14 protein-coding genes are annotated in these 14,132 nt (G+C 67.7%); all 14 read left to right on the top strand.

All coding sequences use genetic code 11. The features are described from left to right. The first annotated feature begins 100 nt into the window (after positions 1–100). Positions 101–1,597 carry a D-alanyl-D-alanine carboxypeptidase/D-alanyl-D-alanine endopeptidase gene (gene dacB, locus QF031_RS19110; RefSeq protein WP_307431861.1) on the top strand — a complete coding sequence of 499 codons (1,497 nt, stop codon included), beginning with the start codon at positions 101–103 and terminating at the stop codon, positions 1,595–1,597. A 106-nt stretch (positions 1,598–1,703) separates the two neighbouring features. Next, on the top strand, positions 1,704–2,879 hold the full coding sequence (locus QF031_RS19105; RefSeq protein ID WP_307433515.1) for a zinc-dependent metalloprotease: 1,176 nt from the start codon (positions 1,704–1,706) through the stop codon (positions 2,877–2,879). Between the two features lie 105 nt (positions 2,880–2,984). Next, positions 2,985–4,043 (top strand): tRNA lysidine(34) synthetase TilS, encoded by a 1,059-nt coding sequence (tilS, locus tag QF031_RS19100; protein WP_307433512.1) that lies wholly within the window; start codon positions 2,985–2,987, stop codon positions 4,041–4,043. A gap of 30 nt (positions 4,044–4,073) precedes the next feature. Then, on the top strand, positions 4,074–4,625 hold the full coding sequence (gene hpt / locus QF031_RS19095; protein ID WP_141158593.1) for a hypoxanthine phosphoribosyltransferase: 552 nt from the start codon (positions 4,074–4,076) through the stop codon (positions 4,623–4,625). Between the two features lie 278 nt (positions 4,626–4,903). Beyond that, complete coding sequence (gene ftsH / locus QF031_RS19090) at positions 4,904–6,967, top strand: ATP-dependent zinc metalloprotease FtsH (RefSeq protein WP_307431859.1); 2,064 nt, start codon at positions 4,904–4,906, stop codon at positions 6,965–6,967. A 9-nt stretch (positions 6,968–6,976) separates the two neighbouring features. Then, the gene (gene folE, locus QF031_RS19085; protein WP_307431856.1) at positions 6,977–7,621 is read left to right on the top strand and encodes a GTP cyclohydrolase I FolE; all 645 of its coding nucleotides are present in this window, start codon (positions 6,977–6,979) and stop codon (positions 7,619–7,621) included. A 9-nt stretch (positions 7,622–7,630) separates the two neighbouring features. After that, on the top strand, positions 7,631–8,569 hold the full coding sequence (gene folP, locus QF031_RS19080) for a dihydropteroate synthase (protein ID WP_307431854.1): 939 nt from the start codon (positions 7,631–7,633) through the stop codon (positions 8,567–8,569). Positions 8,570–8,582: 13 nt separating this feature from the next. After that, a complete protein-coding gene (folB, locus tag QF031_RS19075) occupies positions 8,583–8,972 on the top strand; it encodes a dihydroneopterin aldolase (protein ID WP_307431850.1) in 390 nt (129 codons plus the stop codon). Then, on the top strand, positions 8,969–9,514 hold the full coding sequence (gene folK, locus QF031_RS19070) for a 2-amino-4-hydroxy-6-hydroxymethyldihydropteridine diphosphokinase (RefSeq protein WP_307431848.1): 546 nt from the start codon (positions 8,969–8,971) through the stop codon (positions 9,512–9,514). Before folB ends, folK begins: the two co-directional genes overlap by 4 nt. Beyond that, positions 9,511–10,056: a DUF3180 domain-containing protein gene (locus tag QF031_RS19065; RefSeq protein WP_307431846.1), complete on the top strand. Its 546-nt coding sequence runs from the start codon at positions 9,511–9,513 to the stop codon at positions 10,054–10,056. Before folK ends, QF031_RS19065 begins: the two co-directional genes overlap by 4 nt. Beyond that, the gene (locus QF031_RS19060; protein WP_307431843.1) at positions 10,037–10,549 is read left to right on the top strand and encodes a PH domain-containing protein; all 513 of its coding nucleotides are present in this window, start codon (positions 10,037–10,039) and stop codon (positions 10,547–10,549) included. Before QF031_RS19065 ends, QF031_RS19060 begins: the two co-directional genes overlap by 20 nt. Next, positions 10,546–12,258, top strand: coding sequence for a PH domain-containing protein (locus tag QF031_RS19055; protein ID WP_370874540.1), 1,713 nt, complete (start codon positions 10,546–10,548; stop codon positions 12,256–12,258). Before QF031_RS19060 ends, QF031_RS19055 begins: the two co-directional genes overlap by 4 nt. Further along, on the top strand, positions 12,251–13,144 hold the full coding sequence (locus QF031_RS19050; RefSeq protein ID WP_307431841.1) for a Rossmann-like and DUF2520 domain-containing protein: 894 nt from the start codon (positions 12,251–12,253) through the stop codon (positions 13,142–13,144). The genes QF031_RS19055 and QF031_RS19050 overlap by 8 nt, the downstream gene beginning before the upstream one ends. Continuing rightward, a complete protein-coding gene (locus QF031_RS19045) occupies positions 13,145–14,068 on the top strand; it encodes a 4-phosphopantoate--beta-alanine ligase (protein WP_307431838.1) in 924 nt (307 codons plus the stop codon). It abuts the gene before it with no gap. The last annotated feature ends 64 nt before the right edge of the window (positions 14,069–14,132 follow it).

Below are 14,132 nucleotides of genomic sequence, written 5' to 3'. Positions count from 1 at the left end.
AAAGAGTGTCGGTGCCGCCGACTACAATTGAGGATATAGCGAGAGGCCCTGGAATCAGGAACTTGTGGGGAAATTTCAGGACTTGAGGACCGGCACCAGCATGACCAAAACAACCGGCGCGGAACCGTTGCACACCCGTCGGCCGAGCCGCCAGGGAAGCGTGGAACAAAGGTCTTACAGGCCCTGGCCCCTGGCGCTGGCGGCCTTGATCCTGATCGTCCTTGCCATCCCGGGAGCCCTGCTGGTGGCTCCAGGGTTCCGGGGTCCGGACGCCCCTGCCCCCGCTCCTACCGCGCCGGCCTGGCAACAGGCTCCAGCCACACTTTCCGCCCCACAGGTGCTTGCCCCGCTTCAGCCCGCCGCTCCAGTGCCCGGGCAGGCAGCGGTGACGGCCCAAGTGGACCCGGTGTTAAAGGCCGACGGCGGCGGTACTTTCACGGGCATGGTGCAGGATGCCCTTACGGGCCAGGTCCTCTTTGACCGGGGCGGCGCGCAAAGCCGGGTGCCGGCGTCGAACCTTAAGCTGCTGACGGCGGTCGCCGCGCTGCGAACCCTGGGTCCCGACCACCGGTTCACCACCAAGGTGGTGCAGGGCCCGGCACCGGGGCAGGTGGTGCTGGTTGGCGGCGGCGACGTCCTCCTGGGCGCCGCAGAGTCGCAGCCCGAACAGGTCATGGGCCACGCTGGGCTCGCCACCCTTGCCGCCGCTACTGTGCACACGCTGCAGGCCTCCGGCGCCACCGGCGAGATCAAGGTGCTGGTGGATGACTCCCTCTTCACAGGCCCCGCGCTGAACCCCAACTGGCAGTCCGGCGACGTGGAGGCCGGCGAAATCGCGCCGCTGTACCCGCTGGCCCTCAACTCCGCGCGCTTCGACCCCGCCGTCACCACCGGCCCCCGCCCCCAGGACTCCGCCATGGCCGCGGCCCAGGAATTCGCGGCCCGGCTCCGTACGGCAGGTGCCGGTGCGGGACTGGCCGTGGCGGCCGCCGTCGACCGTTCACCCGGAGCTTCCCAAGCCAACGCCGCACTCCTCGCCGCCGCTGACTCCGCCACAGTGGCGGAGCAGGTAAACCTCATGCTGCAGGTCTCGGACAACTACCTGGCCGAAACCATGGGCCGGATGGCGGCTGTAGCCACGGGCCGCCCGGGCAGCAATGACGGCGCCACCGCGGCGCTCGCTGCCGAAGTCCCGGCCGCCGGCATTTCCCCGGACGCAATGAACCTGGTGGATGTTTGCGGCCTGGCCATGGGAAACCAGGTTTCTGCCCGCCAGTTCGCGGAGGCGGTGCGCGCCATCACCACCGGTACCGATACCAGGCTTCGCGCGGCTTTGGACGGCTTCCCGGTGGGCGGCCTCACCGGCACCCTGGACACGCGCTACGGGGATGCCACCACATCCGGAGGCGCCGGGCTGGTGCGGGCCAAGACCGGCACCCTGAACACCGTGCTGGCGTTGAGCGGCTACGTCGTGGACGCCGACGGGCGGCTCCTGGTGTTCTCGTTCCTTGGCAACGGCCTGACGCCGGGAGCGGCCGGCAACAAGGAAGCGCTGGACCGGGCGGCGACGGCTTTGGCAGGCTGCGGCTGCCGCTAGCGCGGGCTTGGTGCGGTGTTTTCGGCGTCCTGTGCAGCCGCTGTGCAAGTTCGCCGGTGAGCGAACTTAAGGACGATCCCCAGCCTGCTGTGTTCTGATGGGACTCATGGAGTCCACTGCGCGCGAGTCCGCATCGACGATGTCCCCAAAAGCCCAGTCCAACGGGGCCCAATCCAATGGGTCCCAGCCCAGCCAGGCGCAGGCCCTGATCAACTGGGACCTCGCCGCCTCCACCGCCGCGCGGCTGGCTCCCGCCGGGCCGGTGCTCGACCAAAAGGCCATCGGCGAGGCGGTGGACAGCCTGCGGCGGCTCGCGGATGCCTCTGTTCCGCACGTCCACGAAATCACCGGGCTGGAAGCGGCACGCGACCTGCGCGACTCCTCCGTGCTGGTGGTGGACCGGGCATCGTGGGCCAAGGCCAATACCCAGAGTTTTGCGGTGATGCTCAAGCCCGCCATGCAGAAGATGCTGGACAGCCGGCGGGGGTCCCTGAGCCCCTCCGCGGCCAGCGTCAGCGGTGCCATCACCGGCAGCCAGCTGGGCGCCGTGCTGGCCTTCCTGTCCAGCAAGGTCCTGGGCCAGTACGATCCCTTCGCGGCACTGGCGGAGAACTCCTCAGCCCCGGCCGGCGGCAGGCTCCTGCTGGTGGCGCCGAACATCGTCTCGGTGGAGCGCGAGCTCAACGTCACACCGGAGGATTTCAGGCTCTGGGTGTGCCTGCACGAGCAAACGCACCGCGTCCAGTTCGCCGCTGCACCCTGGCTGCGCCACCACATGCTGGAGCAGATCGACAACCTCAGCGGCCACCTCCTGGGCAACGTTGATTCCCTGATGGAGCGTGCTTCCGCTGCCGCCCGCTCCCTGAAGGACCGCTCGGCAACCGGGGATGCGCCCCGCCGCGGTGCCATCCTGGACCTGCTGCAGGACCCGGAGGAAAAGGCCGCCATCTCGCACCTCACCGCCGTGATGAGCCTGCTCGAAGGTCACGCGAACGTGGTCATGGACGCCGTGGACGCCAGCATCGTTCCGTCCGTCAGGACCATCCGGCAGCGCTTCAACGACCGCGGCAAGGACCGCGGCGTGATCGAGAAGTTCATCCGAAGCCTCCTGGGCCTGGACGCCAAGATGCGCCAGTACTCCGACGGCGCAAGGTTCGTCCGCGCCGTGGTGGATGTGGCAGGGATGGATGGCTTTAACAAGGTGTGGGAGTCGGCGGACCACCTGCCCACCGAGCCCGAGATCCACGACGCCAAGCTGTGGCTTGAGCGAATGGGCCTCTGATTGCCTGACGCCCAGTTGCCTGAAGAGGCACCAGCGGCTGCGGCCGTTCCCAGCGGACGCCGCCGGCCCGGAAGGCTCGCACCCGTCGTCGGCACCGCGCGGAAAATGCTGCAGAACGCCTTGGCCGACGCCGGTTATCCCCGCCACGTCATCGTGGCGTGCAGCGGCGGGCCGGATTCGCTGGCGCTCGCCGCCGTCGCCGCCTACTTCGCGCGCCGCGGCCACGTGGACGGGCACCCTGTGACAGTGGGAGCCGTGGTGGTGGACCACCAGTTGCAGGACGGATCCGCTGGCATCGCCGCCCGCACCGCGCACGCGTTGGAGGAGTTGGGCCTCTCACCCGTTGAGGTCCGCGCCGTCACCGTGGCCTGTGCCGGCATGGGTCCGGAAGCGGCTGCCCGCGAGGCGCGGCATGCAGCCCTCGAAACCGCCGCGGCACAACAGGGCGCGGAGGCGATCCTGCTGGGCCACACCCTCGACGATCAGGCCGAACAGGTACTCCTGGGCCTGGCCCGCGGCTCCGGCACGCGTTCCCTCGCCGGGATGCGTCCGGCCCGCGGCAAGCTGGTGCGCCCATTCCTTGGCCTCCGAAGGGCGGACACGGAGGAGATCTGCGCCGTGGAGGAGCTGGAGCCTTGGCACGATCCCACCAACGCCGATCCCGCGTTCGCACGGTCCAGGACCCGCGTTGAGGTACTCCCGCACCTTGAAGAAAAACTTGGCCCCGGCGTCGCCGAGTCCCTGGCCCGCACCGCTGCCATCCTGCAGCTGGACGCCGACTACCTGGAGGATGTGGCGGAAAGCACCTACGCCTGCCTCGTGGAGCGGGACGGCAGCGAACTGAGCCTGCCGGAGGAGGCGTTGCGCACCCTGGCCCCAGCCATCAGGTACCGGGTGATCGCCAAGGCAGCGGCCGACGTCGGCGGGCAGCAGCCCAGCTACCAGCGCCTTTTGGCGGCGGAGGCGCTGCTGCGGCGGCAGGGTTCGGCCGGTCCGGTGGAGCTTCCCGGCGGCGTCAGTGCATACCGGCTGTCACTGGCGCAGCTGGAGGAATCGAAGGACAACCCCGCCAAGGTGGCCCCGGACCGCGCAGGCTCCGTTCCCCGGGAACGCGCGCGCTGTGGGAAGCTAGTATTCCGGCCTCAAAAACCGCCCGCAAAATAGTCGCACCCCGCATCTAAACAGGAGCCATTGGTGGATTCAAACGACGTCCAGGCAGATCTCAAGCACGTTCTCTACACCAAGGAACAGATCCAGCAGCGGATCACCGAACTCGCCGCGCAGATCGACAAGGACTACGAAGGCCGCGAGATCCTCATTGTGGGCGTCCTCAAGGGCGCGGTGATGGTCATGGCGGACCTCGCCCGTGCACTCCACAGCCACATCTCCATGGACTGGATGGCCGTGTCGTCCTACGGCTCGGGAACCCAGTCCTCCGGGGTGGTCCGCATCCTCAAGGACCTGGACACGGACCTCATGGGCAAGGACGTGCTGATCGTGGAGGACATCATCGACTCCGGCCTCACCCTCTCTTGGCTCAAGACCAACCTGGAGTCCCGCGGGACTGCCTCGGTGGAGATCTGCACCGCGTTCCGCAAGCCCACCGCCGCCAAGGTGCAGATCGACGTCAAGTACGTCGGCTATGACATCCCCAACGAGTTCGTGGTGGGCTACGGCCTGGACTACGCCGAAAAGTACCGCAACCTGGACTTCGTGGGCACGCTGGCCCCGCACGTTTACGAGTAACCCCTTCCCGCGAGATGGCAGTTCACGGCAATGTTGCCGCCCGGGACTGCCGTCAAATGCCATCTCGCGGAAAATGCCCGCCCGGACCCCTGCATGTACCCTTCCAACAGCAGGCGGCGGGCGGATGCGCCACGCTACGCCCACAGGGAACTTTTGCTTTTCGCTGTGCGTGATGTACTCCGGACGGTGTATAGCTAGAAGCTGACGCAGCACCATCACGTGCGCAGAGTACTCGCCGTGAAGCACTACCGGAAGGGACGGGGCCAGCCCCCGAACAGATGAAAGCTAAGAACTTCTTCAAAGGCCCGGGCATCTGGATCGTCATTGTGGTCGGTCTGCTCCTCGTGGCTTTTGCAACGCTCGCCCCCGGCGGTGCGGCCCGGATCGACACGGACAAGGGCCTGGAACTGCTCTCCGGCAACAAGGTGGAGCAGGCCAAGATCTTCGACGGTGAGAACCGCGTCGACCTCACGCTGAAGGACAACCTGCAGCTGGATGGGCAGGACAAAGGCAAGAGCGTCCAGTTCTTCTACGTGGATGCCCGCGCGCAGGACGTGGTGAAGGCCGTCACCGACGCCAAGCCCGCCCAGGGCTTTACGGACCAGCCGATTGAAAGCAACTGGTTCTCCGGCCTGCTCTCCCTTCTGATCCCGGTCATCCTGTTGGGCGCCCTCTTCTGGTTCCTGATGACCCGCATGCAGGGCGGCGGCTCCAAGATCATGCAGTTCGGCAAGTCCAAGGCCAAGATGGTCAGCAAGGACATGCCGCAGGTGACCTTCGCCGACGTCGCAGGTTCGGATGAAGCCGTGGAGGAACTGCAGGAGATCAAGGAATTCCTGCAGGAACCGGCCAAGTTCCAGGCCGTTGGCGCCAAGATCCCCAAGGGCGTGCTGCTCTACGGCCCTCCGGGTACCGGTAAGACCTTGCTGGCACGTGCCGTTGCCGGTGAAGCCGGCGTACCGTTCTTCTCCATCTCCGGCTCGGACTTCGTCGAAATGTTCGTAGGTGTCGGCGCCTCCCGCGTCCGTGACCTCTTTGAACAGGCCAAGGCCAACTCGCCGGCCATCATCTTCGTGGATGAAATCGACGCCGTCGGCCGCCACCGCGGTGCAGGCATTGGCGGCGGCAACGATGAGCGCGAACAGACCCTCAACCAGTTGCTGGTTGAGATGGACGGCTTCGACGTCAAAACCAACGTGATCCTGATCGCCGCCACCAACCGGCCCGATGTCCTGGACCCGGCACTGCTGCGTCCCGGCCGCTTCGACCGCCAGATCGGCGTCGACGCGCCGGACTTGATCGGCCGTGACCAGATCCTGCAGGTGCACGCCAAAGGCAAGCCGATGGCACCCGGTGTGGACCTCAAGGCCGTAGCCAAGAAAACGCCGGGCTACACCGGCGCGGACCTCGCCAACGTCCTGAACGAGGCGGCGCTGCTCACCGCCCGCTCCAACGCCAACCTGATTGATGACCGCGCCCTGGACGAGGCGATCGACCGGGTCATGGCGGGCCCGCAAAAGCGCAGCCGCGTCATGAAGGAACATGAACGCAAGATCACCGCGTACCACGAAGGCGGCCACGCCCTGGTGGCGGCTGCCCTGCGGAACTCTGCTCCGGTCACCAAGATCACCATCCTGCCCCGCGGACGTGCCCTGGGCTACACCATGGTGGTTCCGGAAAACGACAAGTACTCCGTGACCCGTAACGAGCTCCTGGACCAGATGGCTTACGCCATGGGCGGCCGCGTGGCCGAGGAGATCGTGTTCCACGACCCGTCCACCGGCGCGTCCAATGACATCGAGAAGGCCACCGGCACGGCCCGGAAGATGGTCACCGAGTACGGCATGAGCGAACGCGTCGGCGCCGTCCGGCTTGGACAGGGCGGCGGCGAACCTTTCCTGGGCCGCGACGCCGGGCACGAGCGCAACTACTCGGACCAGATCGCATACGTCGTGGATGAGGAAGTGCGCCGCCTGATTGAGCAGGCCCATGACGAGGCCTACGAAATCCTTACCGAGAACCGGGACATCCTGGACTACCTGGCCCTTGAGCTGCTGGAGCGCGAAACCCTCAACCAGGCCGAGATTGCCGACATCTTCCGGGACGTGCGCAAGCGCGACTTCCGCGAGGTGTGGCTGTCCAAGCAAACCCGTCCCGTGCAGCTGACGGGGCCGGTGGAGAGCCGCCGTGAGCGGGCTGAGCGTGAAGCGCAGGAAGAAGCGAAGCAGGCCCGGCTGGACGAGCCGCTGGACGCGCAGCCGCCGCATCCGCAGGGCGTTCCGGAGGATGCACCCTTCAAGGGCGGGGTCACCGACTCGGGGCCTGACACCCTTCGCGGCTAAGCTTTCCCTGTGACTTCCTTCGACGACGACGACGTTCCCGCCTCCGCCGGATACCTGGCGGAGGACGGTTCCCACCATTCGATAAGCCAAAAGGTGGACCGGCCGCGAATCGAGGCTGCCGTCCGCGAGATCCTCCTCGCCATTGGCGAGGACCCGGACCGCGGCGGCCTCCTCGACACCCCCAAGAGGGTGGCGAAGGCGTACGCCGAGATTTTTGCCGGACTGCACCACGATCCGGCGCAGGTCCTCTCCACCACCTTCGAGCTGGACCATGAGGAACTGGTCCTGGTCAAGGACATTCCCTTCTATTCCACCTGCGAGCACCACCTGGTGCCGTTTCACGGTGTGGCCCACGTCGGCTACATCCCGTCACACGACGGCAGGGTGACTGGGCTGAGCAAGCTGGCCCGGCTGGTGGACATCTACGCACGCCGGCCGCAGGTCCAGGAGCGGCTCACCACTGAGATCGTCGAAGCGCTGGTCACCCACCTCAAACCCCGCGGCGCCATCGTCGTCGTTGAATGCGAGCACATGTGCATGTCGATGCGCGGCATCCGCAAGCCCGGAGCGAAGACCGTCACCAGTGCGGTCCGCGGGCAGCTTCATGACCCGGCCACCCGTGCCGAAGCCATGAGCCTCATCCTCGGAAGGTAACCACACACCATGGATTCACTCGCTGCAGCCCCCGGAACGGGGCCCGCAACTTCCCCGCTGCCCATCCTGCGCAAGCCCCGGCCGGCCGCGCGCTTCGAAGAGCTGCCCAGCGGCCGGACCCTGGTCATGGGCATCCTGAACGTCACCCCGGATTCCTTCAGCGACGGAGGGAAACACACCACGGCAGATACGGCCATCGCCGCCGGCCTGAGGATGTTCTACGCCGGTGCGGACATCATCGACGTCGGCGGCGAGTCCACCCGCCCGGGCGCGGATGACGTCAGCCCCGACGAAGAGCAGCGCCGGGTGCTGCCCGTAATCGAGGCCCTGGTAAAGGCAGGGGCGCTGGTCAGCATCGACACCACCCACGCCGCCACCGCCGAAGCGGCAGTCAGGGCGGGCGCCGCCATCGTCAACGACATTTCCGGCCTGAGCATTGAACCGGAAATGGCCGAGTTCGTGGCGGCCTCCAGGGTGCCGTACGTGCTCACCCACCGCCGCGGGGACGCCCGGACCATGAACTCGCTTGCCCAGTACACGGATGTGGCCGGGGAAGTGGTGGCCGAGCTGGCAGGAGTGCGGGACAAGCTGTATGCCGCCGGTGTCAGCCCGGAACAGATCATCATCGATCCGGGCCTGGGCTTCGCCAAGAACGATGCCCAGAACTGGGAACTGCTGCAGCACCTGGACCAGCTGGACAGCCTGGGCCACAAGGTGCTGGTGGGCGCCTCCCGCAAGCGCTTCCTGGGCACCCTGCTCACGGTCGCCGGGAAGGCCGCCGCTCCCGAGGAACGGGACGGGGCGACGGCGGCGATCACGGCCATCAGCGCCTTCCGGGGTGCCTGGGCTGTCCGCGTACACGACGTCGGGTCAAGCCTTGACGCCGTCAAGGTGGCCGCGCGCATGGCGGCCGTACCCACAGCAGCAGCCGTACCCAAAACGCAATAGGGCCGGGGGACCCATGGACAGGATTACGCTCACCGGAGTGACCGCAGTGGGCCACCACGGCGTCTTCGATTTCGAACGCCGGGAGGGCCAGCCCTTTGTGGTGGACGCCGTGCTCTGCCTGGATTTCACCGAAGCGGCGCAGTCCGACGACGTGCGGGACACGGCACACTACGGCGAGGTGGCGCGGCGCATCACCGAGTGGATCTCCGGAGAACCCCTGAATCTCATCGAGGCACTCGCGGTGCGGATCGCGGACAGCCTCCTGGCGGAATTCAAGCTCCAGGCGGTGGAAATCACCGTCCATAAGCCCCAGGCCCCCATCGAGGTTCCGTTCGGGGACGTTGCGGTTACCGTCCGCCGGGAACGTGTCCCTGCCGGCGTGGTGTCCGGGCCCGGCGCATGAACGGCATTTACACCAAGGCGGTGCTCGCCCTCGGCAGCAACCTTGGTGAACGGAACGAGACCCTGACGGAGGCTGTGGCGGACCTGGTGGATCCGCCGGAGGTGCGCCTCCTGGCCGTCTCGCCCATCGTGCAGACGAAAGCCGTGGGCGGCCCTGCCGGGCAGCCTGACTTCCTGAACATGGTCATCACCGTGGAAACCAGCCTGACGCCCCTGGAACTGCTGGAACACTGCCATGCCGTGGAGAACAAGCACCTCCGCGTCCGCGAGGTGCACTGGGGGCCGCGGACGCTCGACGTCGACATCATCACGTACGGGGACCTCCGCAGCGACGACCCCACCCTGACGCTCCCGCACCCCCGCGCTGCGTCACGGGCGTTCGTCCTCTACCCGTGGTCACTGATCGAACCGGCCGCCACCTTGAATGGCGAACGGATCAGCTCCCTGGCCGCCCGGGCCGACGACTTTGCCGACCTGGCACCGTTCGATGGCTTCGGGGACTTTGACGGCATGCCGACGGCGGGAGCGGTGGAGGAGCGATGAACCCCATCAACCCCCTGCGCCTGCTCCTGATCTGCGTCATCCTCACGGTCGCCGGCTGGTCGGCCACAGTGGTCACCAGTCGGTACAGCATGGCCACGCCCGTCCTGCCTGCCACCGCGCTTGCCACCATGGGCGTCATCGTCATCATCACGCTGATCCTGGGCATCCGGATCCTGAGGTGGCGCAACAGCCACAAACCCAACAGCACGGCAAAAAAGACCCAGCTGGATCCCCTCATGGCCGCCCGGACCCTGGTCCTGGCGCAGGCCTGCGCGTACGCCGGCACAGTGCTGCTGGGTTGGCACATCGGCATCTTCCTGGACCAGCTCCGGATCTGGAGCATGCGCAGTGACCAGGGGATCACCTGGCTGGCCCTGGCCATGGCCGGCGGCGGCCTGGTGATGATCGTGGTGGGGCTCATTGTGGAGCGTTTCTGCAAGATTCCGCCCGAGGACAGCGACCCCAACCTGGACGGTAAAAAGGGCCGCCCTGCCCGCGGCGAGGCGGCTGGGGAAGGCGAATATGCGTACCGAGGCGATTGACCCGCCGGGTATCGCCTGGCAGCGCGTGTCACCCCAATACATAAGGGTCCGTTTGGTGGAATGGGCCCTGGCCAACCTTGCCGCGGTCCTGGTGCTGTCCGCACCGCTGGCGTTTGTCCTCCTGGGATGGTGGCGGTGGCCCCCGCTGTGGCTGGCCATCACCGTTCCGGCCGTCATGCTGCTGGTCGCCGTGTGGCGGCTGGTGCTTATCCCGCGGCAGGTCCGGGCCATCGGCTACGCCGAGCGCGATGCCGACCTGCTGGTCAGGAGCGGCATCTTCTTCCAGCGCACCATGGCCGTGCCGTACGGCCGGATGCAGTACGTGGACATCGCCGTGGGACCAGTGGAGCGCAGCCTGGGCCTGTGCACCGTTAAGCTCCACACCGCGTCGCCGGGCACCAACGCGCGCATCCCCGGCCTTCCGGCTGAAGAGGGCGCGCGGCTGCGGGAACAGCTGGCCGCCCGCGGTGAAGCCAGGCTGGCAGGACTGTGACCGCTGACGGCCAGTTCCCCGGGCAGCCCGTGCTCCCTCCTGCCGCAGCCGGCGCAGAAAGCAACAGGATGCCCGACGGCGAATGGCGGCGTGTGCATCCCGCCTCGCCTTTCGTCCGCGGCTGGGTTGCGCTGGCCGCCATCACGTTCTTTTTTGGCAGGGACCTTTTTGAGCGGTCCCTGCAGGGCCAACCCGTTTTCGAGGAGGGGTTCGCCAGGCGTGCCCCGTGGCTCCTGGGCGGCGGCGCGCTGGTGCTGGCTGTGGCGGTGCTGGGATTCGTCCTGACTTGGTACTTCACCAAATACCAGGTGTCGGGCGGCTACGTCCGGGTCAACAGCGGGCTCCTTTTCCGCCAGCACCGGCAGGCGCGGCTGGACCGGGTGCAGGCAATCGACATTGTGCAGCCGCTGCTGGCCCGCATCTTCGGCCTTGCCGAACTCAAGTTCGAGGTGGCGGACGCCGGGGAATCGGCGGTGCGGTTGGCCTACCTGAAGATAGCCGACGCCCGCCAGCTGCGGGCCACCATCCTGGCGCGTGCTTCCGGGGCCAGCGCCGGTGCCGGTACTGATTACCTCTCCGGTGCCGGTGCGGGTGCCCCAGGGGAAGCTGGCCCCGGAGGCGCGGCCGGTCCGGAGCAGCTCACCCAGCCCGCACCTGAGGCGCCGGAGATTGTGGTGCTTGCCCTGCCGCCGTCGCGCCTTATCGGATCGCTGCTGCTGAGCGAGCAGAGCTTCTTCATCGTGGTGGCCGGCGCCGCTTCGGTGGTCCTGTCAGCGGTGACGGACAACCGGGCCTTCTACTTCTACCTGGTGCCCGCCGCGCTGGGCCTCGCGGCCAGCTACTGGAACTTCTTCAACAAGGGGTACAACTTCACCGCAGCCATCTCCCCCGACGGCATCCGGCTGCGGTACGGGCTGCTGGACACCCAAGCGCAGACACTGCCGCCGGGACGGATCCAGGCAGTGAAGATCGCCCAGCCGCCGCTCTGGCGTCCTTTCGGCTGGTACCGGATGCAGGTGAACGTGGCGGGCTACGGGACATCAGGCAACGCGGCCGAAGGCAACACCAGGACCATCCTCCTGCCGGTGGGCAAGTTCGCCGACGTCCTGGCCATGCTCTCGCTGGTCCTGCCGGACCCCGGAACCCACCAACCGGAGGCGGTGTTTGCTGCCGGGCTTGGGGGCAGGGATTCCGACGGCGGCTTTGTCACCACACCGAGGCGCGCACGGTTGCTGGCGCCCCTGGCGTGGCGGCGGAACGGTTTTGCCGCCACGGACACGGCCCTGTTGATCCGCTCCGGGCGCTGGTGGCGGGAGCTTGTTGTCGTTCCGCACCAGCGGACGCAGTCGATGGCGCTTCACCAGGGGCCGGTAGCGCGCCGGTTCCGGGTGGCGGACCTGGTGCTGCACACCACCGCCGGGCCGGTCGCCCCGCGGCTGACCCAGGCGGGGCTGGACGAGGCCCGGCAACTCTTCGACGAGCAGGCGGAACGCGCCCGGTTGGCCCGGAAGCGGCAAACCACCGAACAATGGTTGCGGCAGGTTGTTCCGGCAGGGGCACCCACGGCGTTACCCGGTGCACCCGTGCCTGCTGTACCGCAGGCTGAAACCCTCTTGCCCGGAACTGCCTTGCCTGGCACTCCAGTGCCCGACGCGGCGCCCAGGGAAGCCCGAACCCCTTACCAACAGGAAGGCCAGCAGCATGGCTAAGCCCGGACGCCTCGGTGTCGGAATCATCGGCGCCGGCAAAGTGGGGGCGGTGCTTGGCGCCGCCCTGCGCGCGGCAGAGCACGCCGTCGTCGGGGTGTCGGCGGTCTCCGATGCCAGCCGGGAACGGGCCGACGCCCTGCTGCCCGGGGTGCCCATCCTGGAAGTGCAGGACATCGTTGAACGCGCGGAGCTGGTGCTGCTGGCGGTGCCGGACGACGCTCTACCGGATTTGGTGGAAGGACTGGCGAAGCTCGGAGCCTGGCAGCCGGGCCAGTTGGTGGCGCACACGTCCGGCCGGTTCGGAGTCGGGGTGCTGCACCCGGTGCGGGCCGCCGGCGCTGTTCCCCTGGCGCTGCACCCGGCCATGACCTTTACCGGCATGAGCCTGGACCTCACCCGGCTGCTGGACTGCACTTTCGGCGTGACGGCCGATGCACCCATGCTGCCCATCGCCCAGGCGCTGGTAGTGGAGATGGGGGCCGAGCCCGTGGCCATCGCCGAGGCGGACAGGACGCTCTATCACGCTGCCCTGGCCCACGGGTCCAACCACCTCGTCACCCTGGTGGCGCAGGCGTCGCAGCTGCTGCGTGAGGTGGGTGTGGAATCACCCGAGCGCATGCTGGGGCCGCTGCTGAGGGCCACTTTGGAGAACGCCTTGGCCTCGGGCGAGTCTGCGCTGACAGGCCCGGTGGCCCGCGGGGACGTGGGAACGGTCCGTGCGCATGCCGAGGCGCTGCGGGAGTTCGACGCCGGCGGGCACGGCGACGTGCTGGAGGCCTACCTTGCGATGGCACGCGCCACAGCCCTGCGCGCCGAAGCGCGCGGCCTGCTGAAACCTGACCAGCTGAAGGGGCTGCACCAGGCCCTCGATCCGAAGGAGGACTGAATGTCCATGCAACTCGTGACCACCGTGGCCGGCCTGCACGCCGAAAGTGCCCGGCTCCTCAACGCCACGCAGGGCAGGTCACAGGGGTTGGTGCCCACCATGGGCGCACTCCACGAAGGGCATGCGGCGCTGGCCCGCACCGCCGTCGAGGACAACGATGTAGTGGTGGCCAGCATCTTCGTCAACCCACTGCAGTTCGGCGACGCCGTGGACCTGGACCGCTACCCCCGGACTCTTGACGCGGACCTTGAGTTGTTGGAGGCACAGGGCGTGGACCTGGCCTTCGCGCCCTCCGCGGAGGAGGTCTACCCCGGCGGGGAGCCCCTGGTGCGGATCACCTCAGGACGCCTGGGGGAGAAGTGGGAGGGCGCCTCCCGGCCCGGACACTTCGACGGCGCCCTGACTGTTGTTGCCAAGCTGCTGCACTACGGGATGCCGGCGGCTGGTCTTCGGGCCGGGTCCGCTGGTTCTGCCGGCGGAAGCCTGCCGGCGTACCGCGCCTACTTTGGGCAGAAAGACGCGCAGCAGCTGGCTCTGGTCCGGCGGATGGCGCACGACCTCAACTTCCCGGTGGAGATCGTGGGCGTGCCAACGGTCCGGGCCGACGACGGCCTTGCGTTGTCCAGCCGGAACCGGTTCCTGTCCGACGACGAGCGGGACGCCGCGCTGGTCCTGTCCAGGGCACTGCGGCTGCTCGAGGAGCGGGCAAACGCCCACGAGCCGCTGGACCTTGATACGGCACTGGCGATGGTTGAGTCCCAGCCCCTGGTGCAGCTGGACTACTTCGACGTGGTGGATCCGGACACCCTCGAGCCGCTCGCGGAGAACTGCCGGGAAACTCCCTTCCGCGGGGAGGCGCTGGCGCTCATCGCGGCCAAGGTGGGCCCGGTGCGGCTGATAGACAATGTTCCGCTGAGTTCCTGACTCCGGTCTTCGGTGCCTGTGTTCGATGGGGCGAACGGCCAATAGTCAGCTTGCTTATTACTTT

Source organism: Pseudarthrobacter defluvii (assembly GCF_030816725.1).
Taxonomy (GTDB): Bacteria; Actinomycetota; Actinomycetes; order Actinomycetales; family Micrococcaceae; genus Arthrobacter; species Arthrobacter defluvii_A.
Note: the sequence above shows the minus strand (reverse complement) of the source record. Positions and strands in the feature narration are given on the sequence as shown.

What these genes read in the sequence shown, in the direction of transcription:
- folP (WP_307431854.1), top strand. Translation starts at nt 7,631, where the DNA reads ATGGATTCACTCGCTGCAGCCCCCGGAACGGGGCCCGCAACTTCCCCG.
- ftsH (WP_307431859.1), top strand. Translation starts at nt 4,904, where the DNA reads ATGAAAGCTAAGAACTTCTTCAAAGGCCCGGGCATCTGGATCGTCATT.
- QF031_RS19045 (WP_307431838.1), top strand. Translation starts at nt 13,145, where the DNA reads ATGTCCATGCAACTCGTGACCACCGTGGCCGGCCTGCACGCCGAAAGT.
- QF031_RS19105 (WP_307433515.1), top strand. Translation starts at nt 1,704, where the DNA reads ATGGAGTCCACTGCGCGCGAGTCCGCATCGACGATGTCCCCAAAAGCC.
- QF031_RS19060 (WP_307431843.1), top strand. Translation starts at nt 10,037, where the DNA reads ATGCGTACCGAGGCGATTGACCCGCCGGGTATCGCCTGGCAGCGCGTG.
- dacB (WP_307431861.1), top strand. Translation starts at nt 101, where the DNA reads ATGACCAAAACAACCGGCGCGGAACCGTTGCACACCCGTCGGCCGAGC.
- folK (WP_307431848.1), top strand. Translation starts at nt 8,969, where the DNA reads ATGAACGGCATTTACACCAAGGCGGTGCTCGCCCTCGGCAGCAACCTT.
- tilS (WP_307433512.1), top strand. Translation starts at nt 2,985, where the DNA reads ATGCTGCAGAACGCCTTGGCCGACGCCGGTTATCCCCGCCACGTCATC.
- QF031_RS19050 (WP_307431841.1), top strand. Translation starts at nt 12,251, where the DNA reads ATGGCTAAGCCCGGACGCCTCGGTGTCGGAATCATCGGCGCCGGCAAA.
- folB (WP_307431850.1), top strand. Translation starts at nt 8,583, where the DNA reads ATGGACAGGATTACGCTCACCGGAGTGACCGCAGTGGGCCACCACGGC.
- QF031_RS19065 (WP_307431846.1), top strand. Translation starts at nt 9,511, where the DNA reads ATGAACCCCATCAACCCCCTGCGCCTGCTCCTGATCTGCGTCATCCTC.